The 25,903-nt window shown below is 54.7% G+C and carries 19 protein-coding genes; 14 read left to right on the top strand and 5 right to left on the bottom strand.

Annotated features, from left to right (window positions below; all coding sequences use genetic code 11):
• Window positions 1-4: 4 nt before the first annotated feature.
• Together IPJ96_03210 and IPJ96_03205 are read right to left on the bottom strand one after the other, a co-directional pair.
• The gene (locus IPJ96_03210) at window positions 5-1,498 is read right to left on the bottom strand and encodes a hypothetical protein (GenBank protein MBK7909357.1); all 1,494 of its coding nucleotides are present in this window, start codon (window positions 1,496-1,498) and stop codon (window positions 5-7) included.
• Window positions 1,499-1,587: 89 nt separating this feature from the next.
• Window positions 1,588-13,725: a S8 family serine peptidase gene (locus IPJ96_03205; protein ID MBK7909356.1), complete on the bottom strand. Its 12,138-nt coding sequence runs from the start codon at window positions 13,723-13,725 to the stop codon at window positions 1,588-1,590.
• 348 nt (window positions 13,726-14,073) lie between these two features.
• Between IPJ96_03205 and IPJ96_03200 the strand changes: the two genes are divergently transcribed.
• Complete coding sequence (locus tag IPJ96_03200; protein ID MBK7909355.1) at window positions 14,074-14,493, top strand: SRPBCC family protein; 420 nt, start codon at window positions 14,074-14,076, stop codon at window positions 14,491-14,493.
• Window positions 14,494-14,584: 91 nt separating this feature from the next.
• Window positions 14,585-14,986, top strand: a complete 402-nt coding sequence (locus IPJ96_03195; protein MBK7909354.1) for a VOC family protein — start codon at window positions 14,585-14,587, stop codon at window positions 14,984-14,986.
• Window positions 14,987-15,017: 31 nt separating this feature from the next.
• Here the strand turns inward: IPJ96_03195 and IPJ96_03190 are convergent, their stop codons facing one another.
• The 3 genes from IPJ96_03190 to IPJ96_03180 form a co-directional block, all read right to left on the bottom strand.
• Window positions 15,018-16,154: a hypothetical protein gene (locus IPJ96_03190; protein MBK7909353.1), complete on the bottom strand. Its 1,137-nt coding sequence runs from the start codon at window positions 16,152-16,154 to the stop codon at window positions 15,018-15,020.
• A 1-nt stretch (window position 16,155) separates the two neighbouring features.
• Window positions 16,156-16,494: a helix-turn-helix transcriptional regulator gene (locus IPJ96_03185; GenBank protein MBK7909352.1), complete on the bottom strand. Its 339-nt coding sequence runs from the start codon at window positions 16,492-16,494 to the stop codon at window positions 16,156-16,158.
• 195 nt (window positions 16,495-16,689) lie between these two features.
• On the bottom strand, window positions 16,690-17,925 hold the full coding sequence (locus tag IPJ96_03180) for a PQQ-binding-like beta-propeller repeat protein (protein MBK7909351.1): 1,236 nt from the start codon (window positions 17,923-17,925) through the stop codon (window positions 16,690-16,692).
• A 163-nt stretch (window positions 17,926-18,088) separates the two neighbouring features.
• Here IPJ96_03180 and IPJ96_03175 point away from each other — a divergent pair, with 163 nt between their 5' ends.
• From IPJ96_03175 to IPJ96_03120, 12 genes are all read left to right on the top strand, one after another.
• Entirely contained in the window at window positions 18,089-18,352 is a 264-nt protein-coding gene (locus IPJ96_03175) for a zinc ribbon domain-containing protein (GenBank protein MBK7909350.1), read from the top strand.
• A gap of 66 nt (window positions 18,353-18,418) precedes the next feature.
• A complete protein-coding gene (locus IPJ96_03170; GenBank protein MBK7909349.1) occupies window positions 18,419-18,712 on the top strand; it encodes a hypothetical protein in 294 nt (97 codons plus the stop codon).
• 57 nt (window positions 18,713-18,769) lie between these two features.
• Window positions 18,770-19,636: a hypothetical protein gene (locus tag IPJ96_03165; GenBank protein ID MBK7909348.1), complete on the top strand. Its 867-nt coding sequence runs from the start codon at window positions 18,770-18,772 to the stop codon at window positions 19,634-19,636.
• Between the two features lie 68 nt (window positions 19,637-19,704).
• The gene (locus IPJ96_03160; protein MBK7909347.1) at window positions 19,705-19,917 is read left to right on the top strand and encodes a hypothetical protein; all 213 of its coding nucleotides are present in this window, start codon (window positions 19,705-19,707) and stop codon (window positions 19,915-19,917) included.
• Between the two features lie 52 nt (window positions 19,918-19,969).
• The gene (trpS, locus tag IPJ96_03155; protein ID MBK7909346.1) at window positions 19,970-20,968 is read left to right on the top strand and encodes a tryptophan--tRNA ligase; all 999 of its coding nucleotides are present in this window, start codon (window positions 19,970-19,972) and stop codon (window positions 20,966-20,968) included.
• 133 nt (window positions 20,969-21,101) lie between these two features.
• Entirely contained in the window at window positions 21,102-21,680 is a 579-nt protein-coding gene (locus IPJ96_03150; protein MBK7909345.1) for a polyisoprenoid-binding protein, read from the top strand.
• Window positions 21,681-21,733: 53 nt separating this feature from the next.
• A complete protein-coding gene (locus IPJ96_03145) occupies window positions 21,734-22,030 on the top strand; it encodes a hypothetical protein (protein ID MBK7909344.1) in 297 nt (98 codons plus the stop codon).
• Window positions 22,031-22,054: 24 nt separating this feature from the next.
• Entirely contained in the window at window positions 22,055-22,477 is a 423-nt protein-coding gene (locus IPJ96_03140; protein MBK7909343.1) for a (4Fe-4S)-binding protein, read from the top strand.
• A gap of 105 nt (window positions 22,478-22,582) precedes the next feature.
• The gene (locus IPJ96_03135) at window positions 22,583-23,173 is read left to right on the top strand and encodes a nitroreductase family protein (protein MBK7909342.1); all 591 of its coding nucleotides are present in this window, start codon (window positions 22,583-22,585) and stop codon (window positions 23,171-23,173) included.
• 13 nt (window positions 23,174-23,186) lie between these two features.
• A complete protein-coding gene (locus IPJ96_03130) occupies window positions 23,187-23,897 on the top strand; it encodes a pirin family protein (GenBank protein ID MBK7909341.1) in 711 nt (236 codons plus the stop codon).
• Window positions 23,898-24,272: 375 nt separating this feature from the next.
• Window positions 24,273-24,722: a MarR family transcriptional regulator gene (locus tag IPJ96_03125; protein MBK7909340.1), complete on the top strand. Its 450-nt coding sequence runs from the start codon at window positions 24,273-24,275 to the stop codon at window positions 24,720-24,722.
• A gap of 86 nt (window positions 24,723-24,808) precedes the next feature.
• Window positions 24,809-25,852 carry an SPOR domain-containing protein gene (locus IPJ96_03120; GenBank protein ID MBK7909339.1) on the top strand — a complete coding sequence of 348 codons (1,044 nt, stop codon included), beginning with the start codon at window positions 24,809-24,811 and terminating at the stop codon, window positions 25,850-25,852.
• Window positions 25,853-25,903 lie beyond the last annotated feature (51 nt).

Genomic DNA, 25,903 nt, shown 5'->3' with positions numbered 1-25,903 from the left:
CGATTCAGTCCGGCGAAGGTAAGGAATTGGGCGCTCCCGACCTGCCCGTCGCCGTACACCGGCGTAAGCTGTACCTGCCTTGTCGCTCAAGCAATTCCGACGGGTTACGCAGCAACAGGTCCTGGTAGGCAAGGGCCGGTTCAAGTCCTGCCCAGGCCCGGGCCAAGCGGGCTTCGTCAAAGAGCAGGTACAACTCCCCTTCCCGGTCCAACAATTCCTGTAATTGTTGCCGGTTCAGCCCATGGATGGTACTGACTTTTCGCGCGGGTAAATAGATATGGAAGGCTTCGAAATAGTCCCAGCTCAGGATCCTTGCCTGGAGTGGAATCCGTTGATCAAAATACCGGGCTTCGGATAACATCCGGTCTTTCTCCCCGACAAATCCAGCCCATTTATGCAATCCCAGCCAACCTGCTATACCTATATATATAGGTATAACTGCAATTCCGGCTTTTCGCGTCAGCAAGGGTCGCAAGGCCATCAAACCCGCTATCATCATCCAGGCTATGGGCACATACATGGGCAGTGCGAAACGGGGATTTTGGATCGGAATGCCGCATAGAAACAGCCAAACGCCGACGTACCAGATCCCCATCAACGCATCGGTTCTCGAAAATCCGTGTCGAAACCGCTGCCAGCAGCCAACGAGGGCAAGCAGCCCGCCGACAGGCGTCAGTTCCGACCAGCGAAACGGTGCGAGGGTATAATACAACAGGTTCGGCCAGCTCACCTGCAGATGTCCGTCGATCGTGGTTCGATCAGCAGCAAGAAAATTCAGGAACGACCACTGTGACAACCAGGGATGTTGCACGGAAGCTTCCGGCATGCGCAAACTGAATGGCAACTGCGGTAAAAAAAACAACAGCACACATCCAAATAAGCCGAACAACCGGAATGCACGCAACCTTGCAGTCGTTGAGTATCGGATCACGCAATATGACAACGGCAATAACACGAGTCCGCTTACATAACGGGTCGCGATCGAGAATGCTGTAAAGAAGGCTGCGATGACGAGAAAGCGCCAGGCGTACGTATCACTCCAACGACGTATGAAATAAATCGCGCCAAGACTCCAACACACGGCCGCCATATCCGACATGATCGTGGTGGAATAGCGCAGCCAATAACCGCTGACGGCCAGCAAGGCGCTGCCTGCAAAAAGCTCCGGCGCTACAACGGAATACTCCTTGCGGTGAAGTTTCCCGATAAACAGTAACACCAGGAAAGCCGTCGCAAAACTGACCGCCTGGGCGGCCGGAAAGCCGATACCGGCGATCAGCATGAATAAAGCCGCAATCAACGGATAGCCGAGCGGCCAGAATCCCGTAACAATTGCTCCGCCGGAATGCCAGCCATTTACCAGGTTCGTCGCGCTCTCGTAATACCGATACGCATCCCCGTTGAATTCCATGCCGTCGTACCCGCTCACGGCTACAAGCAGGATCGGCAACAGCACCGCCAACGGAAATAACCAGCGTAAGGATCGCACGCGCTCCATTCGGATTCAAGATAGCACTACGTTTCCATAGCCCGCAATAAAAAACGGGGCCGGAAAATTTCCGGCCCCGTTCCATGGAGTACGATGGATTACTCAACGAGGATTCGCAGCGTTTTCGCTGCTGCATCTTCGCGGAGGAAGGTGACCAGGTAAGCGCCGCGCGCATAGCCCGTGAGGTCCAGCTCCAGGAAGTTCTCGCCCTCCTTCACCTGTACATCCTGCTCCTGCAAGACACGTCCGGTCAGGTCGGCGACCATCAGGTGCTGTCGTTGCTCGCTGGTGGAAAGGAAATTCAGGTGTAACACACCGCGGGTCGGATTCGGGTAAGCCAGGATCGGCTCATCCGTCTCGATCAGCTCGTCACCAACGGTCCGGCAACCGAAGTTCACGGTCACATTCATCGAAGCGGTGGTCGAGCTGCCACAGGTATTGTTCGCACGCGCGGTGAGCGTAACCGTCGTGCTGGTGGCGCCGGTGAACCGTACGGTGACCGTCCGGCCGCTCGAACTGCCAACGAAGGTCGCGCCACCGGAGATCGTCCAGGTATACGATGAAGTATTGGCCACGGCAGGCACCGAATAACTCACCGAGGTCTGTGATTTGCAAACGGTGGCAGGCCCGCTGATGGCCGAAGGTTGAGCAGGAGCGGCTTTCACCAACAGCGAGGTTACGGCACTGCTGCCACAAGCGTTGTTCGCTTTCACGGTAATATTACCCGATCCAGTAAAGCTGTTACCAAACGTGACACGAATCGATGTTCCGCTGTTGTTGGTAATCGTAGCGCCGGAAGGTACCGTCCAGGTATAAGAGGTGGCGCCGGTCACTGCGCTGATCGAATAGGTCTGATTGCTCAGACGGCAGACCCCTGCCGTCGGGCCGCTGATCGTGGACGGAGCCAAGGGCGTGGACCGCACGGAAAGGCTCGCAACCGGACTGTTACCGCAGGCGTTCGTGGCGTACACGCTGACCGTGCCGCTGCTGAAGCCGCTCGGGAACTTGATCGAGACCTTGCCCACGGTACTGTCGACGGTCAGCGGATTACCGCTCTGTCCGAGGCTGCTGGTGATCACGCTGCCCGCCGGAGCGCTCCAGGTGTAGGAGGTCGCGTTCGGGAACTTGAAGATCTCGTAGGTCTTCGTCGAACCGCCGCACACGCCGACCGTCGGGTTATTAGTAGCTGTGAAGATCGGCGCAAGCACCAACTGGCCCAGGATCAGCTTGAAGCTGTACGAACCGCTGCCGATGCAATTGCTTGCCTGTACAGCCAGGATACCAACTACATAATTCGAATTGAAGTTGACCGTGATCGAATTGGTTCCCTGACCCGAAGCGATCGTGGCACCAGGCGCAAGCAGCGTCCAGTTGTAGGAGGTGGCATTCGCAACAGGCGCCACGCTGTAAGTAGCCGTCAACGGACCACAGATCGTAGCCGGTCCGCTGATGGTTCCTGCATTGGCGGGAGCCGCAGTAAAGCGTGTCAAGGACTTGCAGGAATATTGACTGTTACCGCAAACGTTCACTGCACGAACACAGATCGAACCGCCACTGAAGCTATTGGTGAAGTTCACCGTGATCGAATTGCCGGTCGATGTACCGGTCATACCCGATGCAAGCGTCCACTGATAGGAAGTCGCTCCGGCAACGGCAGGAACGCTGAACACAACGCCGTTCTGGCCGCGACAACCGCCCGAAGGTCCGCTGATCGCGCCCGGAGTAGCCGGTGCTGAACCGCTGCTCGAAACAGCCACGGATGCCGTACGGGTACAGCCGTTCGCATCGGTCACCGTAACCTGGTAGATGCCGGATGCAAGTGAGCCGATGGTGGCGGTCGTTCCTCCACCAGGCGTCCAGAGGTACTGGTACCCCGGAGTACCGCCACTCGGCGCAGCAGTTGCAGTGCCGGTGTTACCGGAACAACCGGTCGGAGTCGAAGTAGTATTGATGCTCAACTGGGTGGGCACGACGATCTGCGCACTGGCGCTTCCGGTGCAACCCTTAACATCGCTGACCGTGTATTGATACGTACCGGAGCCAAGTCCGGTCGTAGCATCCCCGCCATAGGTGTAGGTTCCATTACCACCGGTAGCCGATAGCAGTACGCTGCCGGTCTGACCGAAGCAGGAAGGATTCACGGGCGTGGCAATGAGCACGACCGGATCCGGGGCCGGGTTGATGACAGCTGTTGCAACCGCGGCACAACCGTTCGCGTCGGTGACGGTGTATTGGTAACTACCCGGGCCAAGATCGCTTACCGGATCCAATCCAAGCGTATAAGGCCCTACCCCTCCGGTCGGCGACAATAGCACCGAGCCGAGATCGCCGAAGCAAGCCGGTTGCGTAGTAAACGCGTTCAAGACGAGGTTGCTGGGGGCAGCCTGAATTTCTACTTCGATACTGTTCGTACAACCGTTCGCATCCGTTACCTCATACACATAGGTTCCGTTGGTCAATCCGGTCGTAGGAGTATTCGAATAGGTGTAAGGTCCTACACCGCCGGTCGCATCGAGTACGACACTTCCGGTCTCGCCATGACAATTGGGTTGTGTAACGGTAGCAGAGATCAACAGCTTAGCCGGAGCAGGCTGGATCGTCACACCGGCAGTTGCCGTACAACCTTTAAGATCAGTGACTGTGTATTGGTAACTGCCCTCGGACAAACCGCTGATTGCGTCTCCACCATATTGGTATCCTCCATTGCCTCCGGTAGCCAGCAGCGTAACGCTCGTCGTTGCGCCAAAACAACCGATCGGATCGGCACTTGCATTCAGCACGAGCGGGTCGGGCAATTGAAGCGTACCGTTCTCATAGACGATCACGTAATTCGAATCCGCGGCAAAGGAGTAATCACTCGGTACGATGGTGTACGATCCACCCGCTGTAATGGTGGCAACGGATTGGTTCTGGTCATCCAGCAAATCGAAACTCGGCCCCGAATTCGCATCTACGCCTTCTTCATCCTGATATTGGAAGCCGGAAATTTCCGCTTCGAATGGAGGTGTGCCGAAACAATCCAGCGTGGTGTCCTTGGCTTTGACCGTGATCTCCGCCGGAACGATGGTCAGATTACCGATTCCATAACTGATTTCGAAATTGTCGTCGAAGAAGGCGCCGGGGACGATGAACCAGTTGCCAGGCGTGGTACCGGTGATCAGGTTCACCGACTTCAACTGCGTGGCGGTGTCCGGTTGGTTGACGTCATCTTCATCAAGGACAACGGCGATGTTATCGCTGTTGTCGGTATCCAAAGCGGTCGTATCAGCGTCGAGGACGCCGTTGGTAACGACACGTGGATTGGTCACAACGCGCGGATTCGTGACCACACGCGGATTGGCCATGGCGCGGGAACGCAGACCACCGGTCGGCGTTTCCAGGATGATAAGCGAGGAATCGTTATCGTAATTGAACACCGATTCGGCCGAAAGGTCAATGATCTCCATGGTATCGATCACGACGGTGTTGGTCACCACACGCGGATTGGTTACCACACGCGGGTTGGCAATCGCCTGACCCGTCGCGACCATCGCCAGATTGGCGAAGTCCGAGTTCGTCACCACGCGTGGGTTGGTCACCACACGCGGGTTGACCAACACCAGCGCATTCGACATCGTCAACTGGTGCGTCTCCTGAATGGAATCAAGGAAGTCGACGCGGAAGCCGGGATCGATGTTCGAATCATCGTAGTCATACTTGAACTGAATGCCCGTGATCTTATCGCCGTACGTCAGGGTCGTATCGCGCGGTGTAATCGTGATCGGAAGCTTGTTGATCTTCAGAATACCCGGCTCAAACGTGAACTCATAGCTGGTATCGATGGTGAGATCATCCGGATCGTTCAGATCCAGCGGCACCATGACCGGCATGACCTGATAGAAACCGATTCCGCTCAGCGGCGTCGCGATGGTCTGATACTGCAGATCGTCGAGGCCAAGATCGGTCAGCGAGAGGCTGGTTGAAGACAGCGGCTGTCCATCCACGAGGATCGTCGAGGTGAACGCAGGCAGGCTCTCGCCGTAGTACTTGACGGAATTGTCGGCACGTACGGTAATGACCGGCTTCACCGAGTTGTAGAAGTAGTAGCCGTTCGAAAAACCACCGTCGTTGACATTCGGAACCGTCGGCGGATTGTAGACCTGCAACATGGGGTTACCCGTGAAAGCAGGGACAATGACCAGCAGGTGGGTCGGATCGACGAAATCGGTCGGCAAAGGCTGACCGTCGAAATACACGACGGAAGAATCGGAGAAGTAACTACCCGAAACAGTAACCTCGAAGTCGGTTACCCCCGGCACCGCTTGCGGATCAGTCGCGACCACGGTGTCGATCAACGGCTTCGGCTCGGCAAAGGTCATGATCGCCGCGTTCGCGTCGATCAAACCATAACCCGAAGCGTAGTCGAATCCGGCATCGCCCATATCGATTGCCGTCTGCTGCAGGATGCTGCGAACGCTATCCGGGAGCATGTGCTCGCTATAGAACTTCTCACGCGCCTGCATCAGGAGCGCGGCTGTTCCGGCAGCGTGAGGCGCTGCACAGGAAGTGCCGAAGAAGTTGTACAGGCCGTCACTTTCAATATCCTTCGAGAAGAAGTTCACGGAAGTGTTCACGCCATTCGGCGCGGAGAAATCAGGCTTGTTGCGGACCACACCTTTCACCGGGGTACCACCGACGGACGAGAAGGTTTCGATCACCGGGGTCGGTGTACCGAAGACCGGCGTCTGCGTGTAGCGCACGGCACCGACAGACATCGCGCCTTCGGCGTTGGCCTGTCCGATGATGGTCGAATTTCCGCCAGGGTGTTCCGCGATGGTCATATCTCCGCGGAAGACGATGTACTTGAACTTCATCGGCGTGATCGTATCCTGGGACCAGGTACGGACAATCATCAGGTTGGCCTGAACATTCGACAATACCGTAAACGGCAGTACCTCGATCGGGTCCCCCCAGTTGTTCTTCCGGTTCAGACCGAACAGCTTCGTGCCGGTCACGTCGGTCAGGTAAACGTCGAAGTCGTTGCGTGCGCCGGGTAACTGCTTCAGTGAATAAAGCGAGTCGTCCCACTGAAGCACCAGCGTGTATGAGCCTTTCTTCAGGTTCAGCAGTTGGAGGTAATCACCGCCACCAAAGTCGTGCACCTTTCCGGTGAGGCCGGAAGGCGCGTTGATCGGATTGAAGATTCCCTCATAGGATACACTGCCAAAGTTTCCGGCGGAGGTCAGGTAAGCGACTCCGGAATCACGTACCGCGTTGACCGCGCGTGACACCAGGCCGTCCTGGAAGTAGGGTTCCGTGATATAGGTAACGTCGTCGACGATGACGTCGCAACCGGCCTGCTGCAATTCCACAATACCTTCAGCCATATCCCCCGCGCTGATGAAACCGGTGCGGAAGGCCAGCTCGGCTTTCGGCGCGACGTCATGTACGATCTGCATCATGGCGCGGCCCTCATCAAGACCGGCTCCATACGGATAATCCAATAGCACCTGTACCGGAGTAGGATTGGTTGCATTGCCTGGTCCGGGAAGATCCTTGTTGCTGATATCAAGACCGGCAGGATTACCCGAAAGCTTGTTGTAGCTGTCGGAGATCACACCCACTTTGATGCCGGAACCATCCAGATCAAAGAGCACACGCGCCGAATCGGACTTCATCGCACGGTCGCCTTGTGAATTGATCAGGCCGGCACTGCTTACGGGTGCGTAGTTCGGACGGACAAAGTTGACGAGTGACGGAATGGAATCCAGCAGTGGCAGGTTGTCGATCGGATAATAACCGGTAATGATCAGCGTGGTGTCGCCGTTATCGATGATACCGGTCATGCCGTACTGCGGTGTTTGCAGCAGGTTCAGCAACGCGTCGTACTGACCGATGTTCGCGATCACGTCGATGAAGACGGATCCGAAACCATCCAACTGGAATACGACGTTGTTGTTTTGAGGTCCGATCGAATCCGGATCGTTGTACAACTGCACGAGCTCCGGCCCGAGCGCGGTGTTCACCTTACCGGAATCCGGCGCGTTGTAATAGGGCAGGATACAATTGGTGACGAACACCTCGGTGGTCTTATTCAGCACACAACCGTTGTTATCGGTCAGGGTATAGTGGTAGGTCCCGTCGACAAGACCGGTGGTTGCATCGCCGGTGATCGTATAAGGAGCCGTTCCGCCGGACGGGGTCAGGGTGAGTTCTCCCGTGGTCGAGAATTCCAGACAAACGATGGTGGAATCGGTCACACCGTCGAGTACGAGTGCTGACGGTTGGCTGAATATGGCAGAATCGATCCGCTGACAACCGTTTGCGTCCGAAACCAGGAAACCCAGTACTGAATCCGTCGGCGCCAATGCGCCCAGGTTAAACGCTCCATCACCGGTATACGGCAGTGTACCGCCCGTAACCGCGATGAATCCCGTTACATCCTGGCCATAGCAACTGTTCGCTGCCAGGTTGATGGTCATAGCAATCGGATCCGGTTCGCTGATGAAATAATCGACGGTGTCCTGTAAACCACAAACAGAGGTGTCTGTAACCTGTACGAAGTAGCTGCTGGACCACAAGCCGGTAAACAAGCCCGTGTGGTTCGAGAAGTAGGATTCACCGTCGGAAACCGTATAGGTGTAGCCATCCACTCCCGGCGCTCCACCGGTTGCATTCAGTATTGAAATGGTACCGTCCTCCGCGCCGCTACAGGTGATATCCGTGGCGATGACGTTGAAGCTGATGTTGGGAGGCGACAGCGGTGTTATCGCAATGGACGCACAAGCACCCGTCTGAACACATCCGCCTTCCCCACGCACGTAGTAGGTGGTATTGGTGGCTAATGGAATATACAGGTTCGCTCCGGTTCCGATAGGCGTTCCGCCGCAGCTTCCTTCATACCAGTACCAGTCTGTATTATCGTTCAGGGCAGAGCCGTTGACCGTCAGGAACAGGTCTTCGCCGGGACAAATGATCGGATCATATTGGATGATCGTCGGGGTCTCGGCTGCCGTACAAACGGTTGCAGGAGGTACGGTGACCGCGGTTGAAAATTCGCAAGGGGCGTTGTCGTTGACAACAAGATAATAGTCCCCTGGAGCCAGAAGCGTAAATAATCCGGTGCCGTTCGAAGCGACCAATGCCGCTTCGAAGAACAGCGAGTACGTATATCCGCCGGCCACCCCGCCGGTTACACCGGTGACTTCGATCGATCCGTTGTCTGCGGATGGTGCAGACTCGGGAATCACTGAAATGGATGCGACCTGGATCGGATCGTACTGATAAACGGTGATCTCATCGCTCATCGAACATCCGTATACGTCCGTTCCATCAACAGTGTAAACCGTCGTCTCGGTCGGTGAGACTGTGATGGCCTGTGTCGTTTCACCGGTGCTCCAGCTATACGTGTCTCCTCCACCTACCGCCAACACAACGGACGCGCCCTGACAAATGGTCCAGTCGAAAGAGGGCCCGGCCAGAAAATGTTGATTACGGATCGCAATACCGCTGTTGGCCACACATGCCCCGTTGGCGACGCTCACATTATACTGTCCTGCTGTGTTGACAGTGATGGAAGGGGTCGTAGCACCAGTGCTCCAGGTGTAGGCGGAGTAGCTGGTGGGGACGATCATACCAATGGAAACGGCATCCAGCTCGTTCCAATCGTGTACGTAACCCGAATTCATAGCGATCCGGATCCGCGAAACCGGGAAAGCGGTGACAGGGAATCGTATCTGCAGTTTGTTAGCTACCTCCGGGAACGCCCCTGCAGCCGCCGTATACACGATCTGATAGTCCGAGGTATATGGATTCCAAACCGAGACCGTATCAATGGCGCCCGGCGTATAGGTTTCGTAGATCTCGATCAGGTTGATGGGCGTGTTGTTGTTAAAGCCCAATTCGATGAACTCGCGTGAAGCATCCTGGCCGAAGGGCGCCCAGGCGTTCACATTGTCTCCATAAGATGGATAAACATCCGGAGCACCGAGGATGCGCGAAGCGGACCAGTCAGCATCGGTAAACTCGCTGCTGAAGCCTAAAACCTGGTTGGCAAATGCCTGGGACTGGTACTCAAACACGGAAAGCGTATCCAAAACGGCGATGCAGTTCGGGATTCCGGCAGGAAGGCTGTGCACCACAACCGGGCGCAGGGATTGCGAACCGGGATCAGCATCGTTACAATCGGTGTTATTGGCTACATAACCGATCGGTGCACTACAGGCCAGGGTATCGTTATTGGGATCGCCGAACCCGTCTTCGTCATTGTCGGCATACCAGGTATCGACCGGAAAGATCGTATAGAGGAAGGTGGCATACGAGTTATTCCCCGCATCGTCGACCGCGATGGTATAGACTTCGTTGACGGCTCCTACATAGAATGGAGGACCATCAATTGAAGCATAGGTAACGTTCACGTTGCCACAATTGTCAGCGGCAGTGAAGGGGAAGGACGTGGAAGCCGTTGAACACTGACCCGATAGCAGGTACTCCTGGAAGTTGGTCGCCGCATTCGGATTGTATAAGGCGTCGACCTGGGTCGGGTTAAGCGGACTTCCAAAGATGCGAATGCGATCCACCGTACCATCGGTAGCTTCGACTCCGCCGTTATCGTCGATAAAGAAATGCGCTACGGTATCCGGAGAGGAGAACACAGCCGCGTCACCGGCATCGATGAAGTCGAACGCTGGAACGTTGTTGACAAAAATGCTCACCGCCTTCGTCGAACCGTCGCGCGTGATGACCAGTCGATTCAACTGATTCTGCAGGAAGGGCTCCGAACCGCCGCCGACCGTATAGAAATCGAATCCGGTAGCGGTAATGTATAAGCCTGCATCCTGGGTAAGGTTTTTGAAGTCGATCAGTTTACGGTAGCCGGCCGTGTTGAAAGGAGTGAACTGCAGTTCGATCGAGTAGTTAGCCGGATCAAAACCGCCGCGCAATGACAGTCCCTGGTTCTGTCCGAAGGAATAAAGATCACCACCAACAGAACCTCCATTAGACGTCATGCGCCCGGTACTACCATGTACATCCTCCAGCAATCCGGAATTGAACCGGTAGGATTGCAGCAAATTGTTTCCGTTGGTAATCGTCGGTGGAGTCGTATCGCCCTCGTCCGTAAGTCCGTTGCAATCGTCGTCGATGCCGTTGCAGACTTCACCCGGGTCGCGGGTCGCGGAACTGATCCGCAGGATCTCTTCCGATGTCAATACGCGACCATAGATCATGACTTCATCGATGGCGCCCTGGAAGAAATTGTTCATGAAGGGAGCCACATCGGCACCCAACACCACTGAACTGCCATCGGCGCCAAGGCTGACGCCCGGAGAATTGACCGTGCCTACTCGCGCGCCGTCGATGTACAGTTCAGCCTGCTTGGTATTTCCATTGAAGGTGAAGGCGACGAACTGCCACACGCCTTGTTGCAGAGGAGACCCCGCCACCGTGTCGTTTGCCGGATCAGCGCCATAGACAACATCCAGCCGATCGGCGCCGGGATCCGCGTTCATGATAAAGGAACTGAGGCCGCCGACACCGAAGGATTTACTCACGACCGTTCCACTGCCTGCGCCATCCGGACGAATCCAGGCGGCCAATGTCAGATCGGAAACGTTGAAGTCGCCGTCGTTGAGAATTTCAATGAAGGAGGAGAAACCGTTGAATTCATAGGCGTTGTTCGCGTGACCGAACCGATCGGTCGTCAGGTTCGCGCCTTGAACAATACCATTGTTACCGGTACCGCTTTCGTCCTGGGCGTTTCCATTGAACGGCAGGAAAGCGATGGCTCCCGCAGGAAGGGTCAACCGCGGATGAACTGCCGGGTTGTTGTCGTCACAGTCACCTGCAACCAGACGATAGGACGGTGGCACATCGCAAAGCGAATTGTACACAACGGTCATGTCACTCCGACCGAAATTATCCTCGTCCTGGTCGAAATACGCGACGGTGTAAGATGGCGAATTACAACCGTTTCCGGTTGCAACACCGCCTGCACGGATCCAGTTGGAAGCAGAACCACTCCAATTGAAATTCACGGTCGTGGCATGACGACCATTACCACTGGCATCCAACAACATGTTGTCGAACGTAGGATTGGGTTCTTCCGCGAGTCCCTGGTTGAAATTGTAAACCGCGACGAGTCCGTCAGCGGACCCGCTGATCTCACAACCCGCGACTTCGGCGACTTCTCTTTCGCACAATGCCCGGTTCCAGACGCGGACTTCGTCGATCGCACCATTCCAAACCTCGGAGTTCCCGTAAAACTGGGAACCGATGTAAAAGGTCGGGATCGGATTATCAAACACCGGTCCCGGACTTGGAATGACGAATCCAGCCGTGGCAGCCAATACGCCGTCGATGTAGAGATAGGTATTGTCCACGGCGCGGACTACCGTGAGGTTGTGCCATGCATTATCGGTCGGATATTGCACCCCCGTATTGATCCAGGAATCGCCGACCCGGATCTCGCCGGTTTCGCCATAACCCAGATAAAAACCCCGGCTCTGTGATGCGATCGTGGCATACGTTCCGTTGATCACATTGACTTTCGCCCAGGCAGAAAAGGTATAAGCGCTGTCGTTCAGGGGAATCAGGGCGACCGGCCCCTGTACATAATCGTTTTGCCCGTCGAATGCGAGGGCTGCGCCCGGAAGCGCCGGCGCTTCACCGAGCTGGAAATCGCCGAACAAGCTGAGCTCATCCAGCGTCAGGGTTGAATCCGTACGGTTGAAGATAACCGGTCGCAACCACAAGCCATCATTGTATAACGCCCCGCGTGTCTCCTGCAAATTCACCCCGGCGTCAAGGTCAGCCGGATGCCATTGAAAAGTTACGGAACAGGTTCTGACGTTACTCAGCAATTTGTCGACATGCCACGTCCGGTTGATACTCAACGGTTCATTGATCCCGGAGTTATTCACATCGGGATGGTCACCTGCAAATGTTTCCACCAGGAAATCGCCGTTCCCGATCAGGTCGGGCGCGATCGTTACCGGTGCATACGTATCCGGATCGCCGACCGGAAAAATCCGTGGGTTGCTGCCAGGATAGAATCCGCGCAATACGCGTCCGATTACATAACTGCCTTCATTGCCACCGGTAAGTACGCAGGTTGCCGGCATCACCATCCTGCCGCCGTTCATATTGATCCGGCCATTCAGCAGTTCCAATTCCTCGGTGACGGTCAGGTCATCCAGCGCGTTCGAAAAATCCAGGTAAGCACTGTGGTTGTCCATGACGAGGTGCCGAATCGTACCGTTACCGTCATAGTTCATCGTATTCTCGCCGGTCAGGATCAGGCGATCAGTCTGAATCGCTCCGTTGTTGGTGATGTTGACGCCCGTAAAGACGAAATCCGTAGCGCCCCGTAGCGTCGCGTCGGCTTCGACGATCAACTCTGAAGTTGTAGCACCGGGATTGGTGATCGTACAGGCCATGTCAAGCACACCGGTGTGCACCGAGACACTCAGCGAACCGGCAAACAACAGATTTGGTGAACCTACAGAGGTGGTTCCTATTCCGCCTTGCTTGCTGAATGATCCGGTTCCGTTGATCTGCCCGTTGACAAGCGCGTTCGTCGTGATGTCGGCATCCGAATCGATTTCAAAGGCCCCATCCAGGTTAAACGTGAAATGACCCGCCAACTGCAATTCACCGGTACCTCCTAATGTCGCAGTAGCAGAAGCCGAAACCGAAAAGACCAGACTGTCCGCGAGAATGATAGGATCACCGTTTGAAGAAAACGATGCGGTCGAACCGCCGATGATGTCGATGGTGCCGGGACCATTGACATTGACCATACTGGTCAAATCGAGACTGCCACCATCATCAACGACGATCGAACTGTGTTGCAAAAAGAAAGCACCCGTATTCACGTTGATATGCCCGTAGCATTGGATATCGGTACCGGGCCCGTCCAGGACTTCGAGGTTTCCTTCCACAATCCTCAGCGTACCATCCGACATGATCGTCAACTGATCGATGTGCGCGAAATACGCCGTGATCGTTACGACGTGCGAAGGCATGATGGTGAGCGTCGAGCAGTTGACATGGTCCGGTATCAAGCTGGCCGGATTCCATCCGGACCCATTCCAGAACTCCCAGGTAGCCAGGTCATCCCAATCGCCGCTTTGACGCGACCGGTAATCCTGCGCATTTGCAGTAGTGGCACTGATCAGCGAAATCGCCATCAGCCCAAGGCAAAAGAGCGTCGCCCGAATCGCCCGTAGCGGACGCTCGCATGTCGAAAAAATGTTCATGATTATTGATTTGGTGTAGTGTGTTTCAATATTTCAAGGAATGCCTTCCTGCGCCTGACAAGTGGAGAGTGGCGGCAGTAAGCATCGACAACTCAAGACCGGACGGCTGCTTGGCCGTTCAGAAGGATGTTAACGTGGGATTTAGTCCCCTAAGATAACCCCGCACAGAAGGGCTGGCAACCAGCAATTGTACAAGTGGCGGAAAATGCTGACAGATGGCGAAATTTCTGGTATTGGCGCAAATGTCAATTTGGCCAATCACACCTTTCGCTTGGCGAAATCCCCTCGAGTTGCTCAGGAAGGATTATTAATTTTACCGGAAATCGTGAATGTAACCCTCCCCGGCAAATGTCAACTTCTCAGAAAATTACCGTTTCAACGCTGATCAATGCCTCGATGGACCATGTCTGGAAACGCTGGACCGATCCGCAACATATCGTGCAATGGAACCACGCCTCCGATGACTGGCATTGCCCTGCCGCTTCGAATGACTTGCGCGTTGGAGGGCAATTCACGGCGACCATGGCTGCTCGTGACGGCAGCATGTCCTTTGAATTCGGCGGTACTTACACCACAGTTATTCCCAACCGGAAAATCGCGTACGCCATGAGCGACGGACGATCCGTCGAGGTGCTGTTTTCCGAAACAAATGGAAGTGTCCGGGTGGACGAATCATTCGACGCAGAGGGAACGCACTCGATGGAAATGCAACGCGACGGATGGCAGGCAATCCTGAACAATTTCAAACACCACTGCGAAAAGGCCTGAGCCGAAAGCGACCGCAACTTCCTGGACGTACTCAAGCCGATCGATCGTCCGGAAAGGGTCGTTCGGTTGCAACTTCACCTTCCATACACTCATGTCGCTAAGCCTGCATCATATCGCGATCATATGCTCCGACTATGAGCGGTCCAAACACTTCTATTCGAACATCATCGGGTTATTGGTCCTACGCGAAGTGTATCGCGCGGAGCGTGCATCGTGGAAACTGGACCTCGCGCTGGCGGATGGAGTGATGATCGAACTGTTTTCCTTTCCGTATCCGCCGGAGCGGCCTACACATCCGGAAGCCTGCGGAGCCCGGCATATCGCGTTCGGGGTGGAAAAATTGGATGCGGAGATCGAACGACTGAAACAACACGGTGTCGATTGTGAACCGGTCCGGATCGATGCAACGACCGGAGCTCGTTTTACTTTCTTCAGCGACCCGGACGGCCTTCCGCTCGAGCTCTACGAAAAAGCCCCCGCCACCTTGAAGTGACGAGGGCGAACCATCGTGTCATTTAAAAAGTTCAGCTGCCCGCTTTCGGACGTCGTGCGTTCTGCAAGGCGATCATCTCGATCTGCGTCAGGTCGTTGAGCGCAACGAGTGAGGGCACCTTCGGATTTTCAAGTAGTGTGGCTTTTACCGGCAGCGGTTGCATGTCGTTCGACAGTTTCCCGTTGTACGACGCTACTGCCTGTTTCAGACTCGCGTATTGATCAGCATGATCGCGTTCATTCAGTAGCGGTGTGATGACGGCATCGCTGATAAAGGCTTCCTGCTTCAGGTAGTCGTCGCCCAGACTGGGTAACCCGGTCTCGAATTGTACGATGGCGGAACGAAGCGATGAACACAGCGTACGAACCCGCGTCAGCTCCTCATTACCCGTGGACGGCTCAGCGGTAATCTGACGTGCCTCCGTCTCGAGGATACGCTGACTCCGGATGAACTGCTCGGTATTCTGGATGTACTGTACCCGCGTCGCGTACGGCGAACGTGCCAGCGACAGGAACAAGGCGCTTCCACAGACAATCAGCACGGAGGACACGATCGTATTCAGTCGCGTGTCGGGATTGCGCAGACCGGTCACCAGGTAAACCGGCAGGAACAGGAACACGAGGATGCCCACCGAACTCAGGCCTAAGATATTGGCCATCGGCCAATGCATCAGCTTGAACAGAATGCCCATGCTGATCAGGATGCCGGTGATCGCGGAGAGCGACACCATGACGCGCTCCGTCATCGCCTTCTTCTCCTGCAGACGCAGCACCAGCATCAGGGGAAGGAAGATCAGACTGAACAACAGCGTGCCCGCTACAATTCCAGCGGCTGCGCCGGGCATGTGCATGAACTTGAGTACAATGCCGGCACTCAGCACCAGCGTAGCGGATACACCGCTGAGGATCATGACCTTTTTCATCGCGTAATAGTTTTTATAGGTTAAAAGATTCGTTGTTTCTTCTTCGAGCTCGGATAAGCGATGCTTATAGAACCGTCGTATTATTCGTTCATAGGTCTTGCCAAATGCCTCCTCCTCCCACTCTTCCGCCTCCAACAGGCAACACAGATGGTCCAACAGGTTATCACGCAAGTCCTCCCGAACGATGCCACGACGGTGGAGATCCTGAAGGATGAAGTCGATATGCTGATCGCGGATGACCGACATGTCAGGCGTTGCTGAGGTTGATACCAAGCAGAAACTTCATCGTGTTCATGAAGTCGGCGAACTCGTTGACTTTCTCGTCCGACAACTTATCACCGGCCTTACTCAGCGAGTAATACTTGCGAACGCGTTTGCCGAGATACTCGGTCTCTGTCGTGAGCATCCCATCCGCTTCCAGCGCGTGCAGGGTCGGATACAACGCGCCTTCCGTGAGCTGGATCTTGCCTCCCGTCATTTCCTTCACCCGCTGGGTGATCTCGTATCCGTACATGCGTTTGTTCTCTTTCAGCAACTTCAGAATGATCGTCTTCAGGGTGCCCTTGATGAGTTCGGAGGAATAGATCATGATTACCTTGGTGTAATATATATTGGACAAATATACATCTGTTTCTTATGTATGTCAAGAGCAATGCGTCTATCCTTATATAAGTAACTGATATTTAATCAAATAAATTGAAAAGAGATCCGTCCTTGGAAACCGTAGCTGGGGTCCAAACCGGATTTCAAAGGTTCAATTCAACAGGAAAATGGTTAGCCATCAGGGTTGCAGGCAGTATAAACTGCCATCCGTACTGGTGAAGAAGATGCGCCCTTCCGATACAGTTGGCGTGGTAAAAATGGCTCCCATCGAATGATATATGGTCACGAAGTCCTCGCCTTTTTGAATGATGCTCTGAATGTCGGGACGGTATTCACCGGAAGCTGTCAGGTACTTCCGCCACTGCTCCTTTCCGCCAGGCGTTGTGAACTTCCATCTCCTCTTACCGGTTTCCACATCCAGTGCCAACAACTCTCCGCGCAGGTTGCCGATGTACAACACTGAATCACCGAACGCCGCGCCACCGAATACATTGAAGTTGACCGCAGCCTCCCAATGCGCTTGCCCGCTGAAAGGATCGAGCGCCAGGAGTAACCGATCATCACTCGTTCCAACGTACACGATCGAGTCTCGGATGAGGGGAACACCCATTGCCCATCCTTTTCTGAACTGCCGGTTCCACAGACCTGTCCCCCGCTCCGCATCCAGGCAATAGAGGTTGTAATCACGAGCACCGACAATAAGTCGATCACCGAAACAAGCCACCGTTCCCTGGACTTCTCCTCTCGGAAAATAGGTCTGGCCCACGGTCTTGAACTTCCAGCGCAGACCGCCGTCGGCTGTCGCCAGGGCATATACATTTCCATCGAATGACCCGATATACAATGTTTCTTCGCTGATCACGCCGGTTCCGTGCACGACCGCATCCGTTTTGAACTTCCAACGCAGACGGCCATCACTCAGCCGTAGCGCATAGACATGGCCGTCACCCGATCCGAAGTATAGGGTGCTGTCATCCGCGACCGGAGAGGAATGGAAATAATCCGCATAACCATAAAGCGAATAACGCGCTTCTCCTTCGGTACGAAAGACCCACTGTTCGGTATGCGATCGGATCGAAATGGCATACACCTTTCCGTCATCGGATAAGAAATAAGCGATACCGTTCCGAACGTACGGAGTACAACGAATAGCGCCTCCTGTCTTGTAGGTCCAGGCAACCTTTCCCGAGCGATGGTCCACGACGTACAAACTGGAATCCGTACTGCCGAATACCAAGAATTGCTGATCAATGACCGGAGATGAATAGATCGGTCCACCGGTGCTCACCGACCAACAGAGCGCAGGTTCGGGATTCCCGATTTCTCCTGCCTTCACATACTGCGAGCAGATCAAAGCAAGAAGACTCAACAAGAATTGCAGGCGAAAGAACGGCTGGACGGCTGTGTAAAGCATCCCGAAACCTAATGAAACCAATCCTGCTTACTGATTAAGGAAAAGTTAAAAGTAATGCCAGCAATCGAATGCCAATCCATGATTGCTGAAAAAACGTATTGGATTTCCGGTAACAAGACTGCAACTTCGTAGCTCCTTCTTCCATCACTAAAATCCAGCACCGATGTCGACCGCCTACAAGAATTGTCAAAGCTGCGGAATGCCATTAAAGAAAGACCCCAAGGGTGGGGGTACCAATGCCGACGGATCGCGCAGCACGATGTACTGCAGCTTGTGTTATGCGAATGGAAAATTCCTCCAACCCGACTGGACCGCGAGTCAGATGCAGTCGTTCGTCAGGGAGAAGATGAAAGAAATGGGTATCCCTGGCTTCCTGGCGGGCTTCTTCAGCAAAGGTGTGCCGCGGCTGGAGCGTTGGAAAAAGTAACGCCTTCCGTTTCATGTTTCCAATAGCGGTAAGACAATAATTAGAGTCCGATCGCGTTCAGATCGAATGACCATCCTCAACTCCCTCTCCCGCCCTGACCGACATCTTGCTGAAGGTTTACTTTGCTCCGTCATCGCCACGCTCTTTCTCTTCTTCATCGACGAAGGGAACTATGACTTTCGCTGGATGGCGTCCTTTGGCAACTGGGTTGTTTTTCTGTTGTACGTGGTCGGTACGCTTCCGCTATACTGGTTACTGGCCCGCATCCTGCTGCGCGAGACCGACAGTCTGAAAAAAATACCGCTCATTTCGCTTGCCGGCGCAATTGCTTTGATCGCAGTATTCGTGTTGATTAAATAGCCGGAGGCGATTCAAACACATATCCGCTATTCCGGAACTTAGTACCGCACGAACAACATGATCAACTTCATCGCCTCCGTATTTCTATTGTATTCCACGGCACAAGATTATCGGTTTGATAAGCCTGAACAATCGGTCGTGTTACCTCCGGTATTGCACGAGATCTCCGGCATCACCTCGATCACCGACGAGCTCCTGGCCTGCGTGCAGGATGAACGCGGGGTCATTTTTTTCTACGATCTCGGTAAGCAGCAACTTGTTTCGAATCTGCGCTTTCATGCCGACGGCGACTATGAAGGCATCTGTCGGGTCGGACGGGATCTGTATGTGCTGCGGAGCGACGGACACCTGTTTCGCGTGCGCGATTTCATGCTCCCGAAAGGGAATTCCGGATATACCACCGTCGAATATCCTACCGGTATCATCGGAAAGAACAACGAAGGCCTCTGTTGGGACTCCATCGGCAACCGGCTGTTAATAGCCTGCAAAGGAAAGGTGGGCAAAGGGCCGGAATGGAAGGACCAGCGGCACATCTACGCCTTCGACCTGAAAACGCATCAACTGGACAAGGACCCGCTCTTCGCATTTGACCTGGAGGATATCCGGCGCTTTGCCGTCGAACACCGTGTTCCGCTGCCGACACGCGAGAAGAAAAAAGACGGCAGCAATGAACCCTTCTTACGCTTCACCACTTCGGCCATTGCCATTCACCCGGACTCCCACGAATTGTATGTCGTATCGTCGACTGATCACTTGCTGTTTGTTTTCGGCATGGACGGCAAACTCCATCACCTGGAAGTGTTGGATCCCGTCCGGTTCAATAAAGCGGAAGGAATCATCTTTTTATCCGACGGCGACCTGCTCATCACCAACGAGGGTCAGGATAAGCGGCCCACCCTGTTGCGCTTCGATCGAATTCCGTAATCCTCATTGATCAAGCGTGGCCCGTCAGCGATATTTTCATTCACGGCTCCTGCGTCACGATCGGATGCATGCCGATGACCGATCCGGTTATCGAGCGGATCTACCTGCTTGCGATCTGGTCCCGACGCAATGGACAACCTAAGATCCCCGTTTACTCATTTCCATTCCGTATGAACAATGCGAATCTGACCCGCTATTCACGACTATTTCCTGAACACGCCGACTTCTGGAGATCGCTCGCAGAAAAAAGCAGGGACCTGGAACAGAATCTCCTTCGCTGACGAATTCCGCCCGACCCGCCGGAGCCCTGCAATTCTCTATCTTTGTGCCCTTATGAAAGAAACCGTCGTCAGCGGCATCCGGAGTACAGGCAACCTGCACCTGGGAAACTATTTCGGTGCGATCAGCAATTTTCTGAAGATGCAGCATGAGTATAACTGCTATTTCTTCATTGCCGATTACCATTCCCTGACCACCCACCCGACCCCGTCGGACCTGCATGCCAACGTTCGACAGGTCGTGGCCGAGTACCTGGCTTGCGGACTGGATCCCGAAGTATCGACGCTTTACGTGCAGAGCGACCTCCCGGAAATCGCCGAGTTGTACCTGCTGCTGGGCATGAACGCCTATGTAGGCGAGTTGGAGCGCTGCACTTCCTTCAAAGAGAAGATCCGCAAGCAGCCCGACAACATCAACGCCGGACTGCTCACCTATCCGGTGCTCATGGCGGCCGATATCCTCATCCACCGCGCGGTGAAAGTGCCGGTCGGTAAGGACCAGGAACAACACCTCGAGATGGCGCGCACCTTCGGCAACCGCTTCAACCGACTTTACCATTGTGAACTTTTCCCGGAGCCCTACGCGTTCAACTACGGCACCCAACTGGTCAAGATCCCCGGACTCGACGGCAGCGGGAAAATGGGCAAGAGTGAAGGCGAAGGAAACGCGATCTTCCTATACGACGAACCGGAAGTGATCCGCAAGAAGGTGATGCGTGCCGTGACCGATTCGGGACCTACGCAACCCAACCAGGAAAAACCGGAGGCGATCCGGAACATTTTCACCCTGCTCGAAGTGGTGTCATCGCCCGATACGGTTGCGCACTTCAACGATGCCTACAATAATATGGCGATCCGCTACGGCGATTTGAAAAAGCAACTAGCCGAAGACATGATCGCGTTCACCGCTCCCATTCGTGAAAAGATCCGGGAGATGCTTTCCGACGAAGCCCGTCTCAGCAAGGTCATTCGACACGGAGCCGAAAAAGCACGCGAAAGCGCCGGCAAAACGGTGCGGGAAGCCCGGCATGCCATCGGAATCCGGCATTTCTAAAACAATTTATTCGATTTTTTGTTATTGATAATGAATACGTTACATCAATTTTGAATATTATATGTTGTAACATCTATTGTTTCAACGTACATTTGTATCACTAAAACATTCAAACCCTATAAAACACGACCCGATGAAAAAAGTCCTCACCCTGATTGCGGCCGTAGCCCTGAGCGCTACCGCGATCGCGCAAAACTGGAAGATCGACGGCAGCCACACCAAGATCCGTTTCACCACGAAGTACCTTGTCATCTCCGACGTCGATGGTGAATTCAAGAAGTTCGACGGCACCTTTACCTCTTCGAAAGCCGACTGGTCCGACCTCCAGGCAACGATGACGGTACAGGTTCCCAGCATCACCACCGACAACGAGATGCGCGACAAACACTTGTTGAGCGACGATTTCTTCAACGCGGAGAAATTCCCGACCATGACGTTCACCAGCACCGGCATCAAGAGCCTGGGCAACAACAAATATGTACTGAGCGGTAACCTGACGGTACGTGACGTCACCAAGAAAGTAGAAGTTCCGCTGGTCTATGGCGGACAAGTAAAAGATCCGTGGGGCAATCTGAAAGCCGGTTTCAAAGCAACCGGTAAGATCAACCGCAAAGACTTCGGTCTCAAATACGCCAACGCTGCCGCAACCGGCGAAGCAGTCGTCGGAGATGAGGTCGAGTTCACGATCGACGCGGTGTTGATCAAACAATAACCTCAACGAAAAACCGGTTCCGAAACGAACCGGTTTTTTTAGCTCAAAGAACGATGAACCACTGGATGATCCGCCTCCGCTTCCCGGCATTCCCAACGCAGGAATTCCTCCAACTCATCCCGGCACAACGGGCGATCGTAGACCGGCTCCTGCGCCAGGGCGTGATTCGCACCTACTCCCTCACCGGCGACCGCCGGGAGTTGTGGATCGTCCTGCGCGCCGAGAACGAATCGGCCATGCAAACGGTCCTGAACAAATTGCCGCTTTCGGAATTCGCGCAGATCACCGCCCAGGAAGCCATGTTCCACCTCGATTCCGTAGAACTGTTCCCCGAACCTTCCATCAACTGATCCGTCATGTCGAACCTTCGCCCGATGACCAAGCGCTACTCCAACGGCGAGGTCACCATCGTCTGGAAACACCACCTGTGTATCCATTCCGGCAACTGCGCCCGCGGACTTGCGTCCGTGTTCAAGCCGAAGGAGTCGCCCTGGATCTATCCGGCAGGGGCCGACAGCCAGTCGATCATCGATCAGGTGGCGCAGTGTCCGAGCGGTGCACTCTCCATTGAACTCAAACAATCAGAAAACAATAGCGTTATGGAAAACAACTCACTTACCCGCGTCACCGTTACCGACAAAGGACCGTACCTCGTCAAGGGCACCTTTGTATTCGTCGACAAAGACGGAAAAGAAGAAACGAAGGAAGGAAACATCGCGCTCTGTCGCTGCGGACTGTCCAAGAACAAACCATTCTGCGACGGTACGCACCGCAGCAGCGATGTGCTCTCGAAGTGATGCGCAGCATCCGTATCAGCGCGACCGGGGGCACCTGTGGTGTGTGGTGAGGACCCTTGCCGGGATCCGCCTCCGGCCGCTGATACCGATGAACAAATAAAAACCATGAAAAACGTTCCCGTACACGAACTCATCAGCAAACGTCGCAGCACGCGCGCGTTTTCGGACCGGACCATCTCCGATGAAACCCTGCTGCAGTTGTTCGAAGCGGCCCGTTGGGCTCCTTCGAGTTTCAACGAGCAACCCTGGCGCTTCATCCTGGCCCGTCGTTCCGACACCCGGGCGTTCGAAGCGATGCTCGATTGCCTGAACGAATCGAACCGCTCCTGGGCGCAACACGGCAACGTCTTCATCCTTCCGGTGGCAAAGCTCTTCACCACGCACAACCACTACCACAATCGCCACGCCTTCCACGATGTAGGCCTGGCGGTCGCCAACCTCAGCCTGGAAGCCACCGCGCACGACATCTACCTCCACCAGTTGGGCGGCTTCCATATCGATAAAGCACGGGAACACTTCGCCATTCCGGACGAATACGAACCGGTCAGCATCATCGTCCTCGGTTATGCCGGCGATATCTCCGGACTTCCGGACAACCTGCGACAGCGTGAAGAGAAACCGCGTCAACGCCTGCCGCTCGAACAACTGGTCTATTCAGAAAAATTCGGGCAGTCAAATGATCTGCCTCAACAATGAAAGGAACAAGCCTATGAAAACCGTATTCCATCCCACCGAACAGCGTGGCCATGCCGATCACGGCTGGCTGAATGCCCATCATAGTTTCAGCTTCGCCGGCTGGTACGATCCGTCACGCGTTCATTTCGGCATGCTGCGCGTGCTGAACGACGATATCGTAGCAGGCGGACAAGGCTTTGGCCTGCACCCGCACAACGACATGGAGATCATCACCATCATCCTCGATGGTGCGCTTCAGCATAAGGACAACATGGGCAACGGTTCGGTCATTCGTCCGGGCGATGTACAGGTAATGAGCGCCGGCACCGGCGTGATGCACTCCGAGTTCAACCCTCAACCCGACCAGTCCACCAACCTCTTCCAGCTTTGGATCTTTCCGAAGGAGAAGGGCATTGCTCCTCGTTACGATCAGAAATCATTCGACGCCTCCGCCCGCAACGGACAGTTCCAGCTCGTCGCTTCCGGCTTCCGGGAAAACGGGGAATTGTACATCCACCAGGATGCCGGCATTTCCCTGGGTAATGTAAAAGGAGGCGACACCATCACCTATCGTATGCGCAAGCCAGGGAACGGCGCCTACGTCATGCTCATCGACGGAGAAGTCAACATCGGCGATCAAGCCATGCGCCGACGCGATGCGCTGGGCGTCTGGGATACCGATACGATCCGTATCGATGCGACACAAAACAGCAGCTTGATGGTAGTGGAGGTCCCTATGCGGTGAATAGTGAACAGTAAACAGTGAACAGTGAACAGTGAAATTTGCCTGTTGAAGCTTTGGCGTAGGCCGGAGCGAACAGTTTAATTACTAATTACTAATTACAAGTTACTAGTTACTAACTTCGCTATCGTGTTTGGCTCGCTCCACAACCTGCAGTATTCGACACGGCGGATGCGTTGGTAAAGAAACCTGACGATTACAGTGGAACGAAGGCAACATAATCTCAATTTCACAGTCGTCGGCTGGCTGAATATTGTAAACGACAAGATGCGGTTACAATTAATAGGAACATTGAAGCCGAATAACAGATTCTAATTACTATTCGCTGTTCGCTATTCACTATTCGCTTTATACGAACCACTACCCATTCCCCCTTCCATGCGCCTCGAAGACGAAATAGCCCAGAAGCAATTCCGGAATCAAGCACATAAGCTCGTGGTTAATATCATTTACACCTATAACTGGTTGATGAACTACCAGCAAACGATGCTGAAACCACACGGCATCACCGGGCAACAGTTCAACGTCCTGCGCATCCTGCGCGGTCAGCACCCGAATCCCGCCAGCATCAAACTGGTGCGCGAACGGATGCTGGACAAAATGAGTGACGCTTCGCGCATCGTGGAAAAACTTCGGATGAAAGGCCTGGTGGAACGCCACACTTGTCCGACCGATCGCCGGGTGTGCGATGTGACCATTACGGCAAAGGGTCTTGCGTTGCTTCAGATACTCGACAAAGAGAACGAAAAGGTGAACGAAATGACCGAACGGCTCACCGAGGACGAGCGACAGACCGTCAACGACCTGCTGGACAAGATGCGGGGATGAGCCCCCCAACAGCTTCTTTATCACAAATTTGACAAGCGCGTTGGACACGCGCTTTTTTTTATCTTAATTTCGTCCCAGCAACTTCGATGCGTTCCCTTCCCGACCATATCGCCGGCTTATTGGCCGATCACGACTGCGTGATCGTTCCCGCTTTGGGAGCGTTTCTCGCCAGCCGCGAACCGGCCAAAGTGGATGTATCCGGTCGCCGGTTGCTTCCTCCCCGTCGCCGCATCGCCTTCAACGTATTTCTGCGACAGAACGACGGCCTCCTGGCTCAACGCCTGGTGGAGACGGAACATTTCACCTACCCGGAAGCCGTCCGCCACGTCGAACATTTTGCTTCCGGAGTTATTCGCAAACTCGAGAACGGAGAGGAGTTCAATATCGCCCGTGTCGGAATCCTGTCGATGGGCAGCGATGCTGCGATTCGCTTTGCACCCGAATCTGAATCCTCACTCGACCCCGACTGCTTCGGACTCACTCCTGTAGCCATCCCGCATCGCGACCTGGCTGCTTCCCGTAAATCAACCGAAGCAAGCCCGGAACCGCTATCCGTCCCGAAAAACCGGAAAACTCAGCAACGTTCACTCGCTAAGTATCAGCTCCAACAGTTGTTGAGCGCGGCAGCCGTCGCCGGCGCGCTCCTGTGGTTCTCCTTTAACGTCTACCTCGTTACCCGTGACGGTGGTCAACAGGCTGCCATGCCGTCGCTGGATTCGGTGCGACCCGACGTGATCATCAACGACGCCGCCCAACAGCCGAAAGTCCTTGAAAAAAGCGAAGCGAAGCCGGAGACGATCTACGTTGCAAGTGTCGCGCCCGTGAAATCGCCCGAACCTGCGCCGGACGTCCGATCACCGGATGTTAAACCGCAGGAGCCCGCACCCCAGCCCGTCAGCAGCAACAATCAACACTATTTTGTCATTGCCGGCGCTTTCCGGCAACCGGGTAACGCCGAAACGCTGGTCCGCGAACTCCAGGGCCGCGGATTCACCAACGCCCGCGTCATCGATACGGTCGGGGCGCTGTTGTATGTCTGCTATGACGGTTTCGCGGACGCGAACGCTGCCGAGGCCATGCTTACCGACCTGCGTTCCAGGCAGGAAAAGGGTTGGATTTACCGCAACTGACCCCTTCGGTTTTCCGTAAACTTACAACGATACCAATTCCGTAATTTCACA

The organism is Bacteroidota bacterium (assembly GCA_016713765.1).
Classification (GTDB): domain Bacteria; phylum Bacteroidota; class Bacteroidia; order AKYH767-A; family 2013-40CM-41-45; genus Pollutiaquabacter; species Pollutiaquabacter aromativorans.
Note: the sequence above shows the minus strand (reverse complement) of the source record. Positions and strands in the feature narration are given on the sequence as shown.

Coding starts and splice junctions, on each gene's coding strand:
- IPJ96_03120 (MBK7909339.1), top strand. CDS start 24,809: ATGCGTTCCCTTCCCGACCATATCGCCGGCTTATTGGCCGATCACGAC.
- IPJ96_03160 (MBK7909347.1), top strand. CDS start 19,705: ATGCCGATGACCGATCCGGTTATCGAGCGGATCTACCTGCTTGCGATC.
- IPJ96_03135 (MBK7909342.1), top strand. CDS start 22,583: ATGAAAAACGTTCCCGTACACGAACTCATCAGCAAACGTCGCAGCACG.
- IPJ96_03180 (MBK7909351.1), bottom strand. CDS start 17,925: ATGCTTTACACAGCCGTCCAGCCGTTCTTTCGCCTGCAATTCTTGTTG.
- IPJ96_03205 (MBK7909356.1), bottom strand. CDS start 13,725: ATGAACATTTTTTCGACATGCGAGCGTCCGCTACGGGCGATTCGGGCG.
- IPJ96_03130 (MBK7909341.1), top strand. CDS start 23,187: ATGAAAACCGTATTCCATCCCACCGAACAGCGTGGCCATGCCGATCAC.
- IPJ96_03165 (MBK7909348.1), top strand. CDS start 18,770: ATGATCAACTTCATCGCCTCCGTATTTCTATTGTATTCCACGGCACAA.
- IPJ96_03190 (MBK7909353.1), bottom strand. CDS start 16,154: ATGTCGGTCATCCGCGATCAGCATATCGACTTCATCCTTCAGGATCTC.
- IPJ96_03145 (MBK7909344.1), top strand. CDS start 21,734: ATGAACCACTGGATGATCCGCCTCCGCTTCCCGGCATTCCCAACGCAG.
- IPJ96_03175 (MBK7909350.1), top strand. CDS start 18,089: ATGTCGACCGCCTACAAGAATTGTCAAAGCTGCGGAATGCCATTAAAG.
- IPJ96_03125 (MBK7909340.1), top strand. CDS start 24,273: ATGCGCCTCGAAGACGAAATAGCCCAGAAGCAATTCCGGAATCAAGCA.
- IPJ96_03210 (MBK7909357.1), bottom strand. CDS start 1,498: ATGGAGCGCGTGCGATCCTTACGCTGGTTATTTCCGTTGGCGGTGCTG.
- IPJ96_03195 (MBK7909354.1), top strand. CDS start 14,585: ATGTCGCTAAGCCTGCATCATATCGCGATCATATGCTCCGACTATGAG.
- trpS (MBK7909346.1), top strand. CDS start 19,970: ATGAAAGAAACCGTCGTCAGCGGCATCCGGAGTACAGGCAACCTGCAC.
- IPJ96_03150 (MBK7909345.1), top strand. CDS start 21,102: ATGAAAAAAGTCCTCACCCTGATTGCGGCCGTAGCCCTGAGCGCTACC.
- IPJ96_03170 (MBK7909349.1), top strand. CDS start 18,419: ATGACCATCCTCAACTCCCTCTCCCGCCCTGACCGACATCTTGCTGAA.
- IPJ96_03200 (MBK7909355.1), top strand. CDS start 14,074: ATGTCAACTTCTCAGAAAATTACCGTTTCAACGCTGATCAATGCCTCG.
- IPJ96_03140 (MBK7909343.1), top strand. CDS start 22,055: ATGACCAAGCGCTACTCCAACGGCGAGGTCACCATCGTCTGGAAACAC.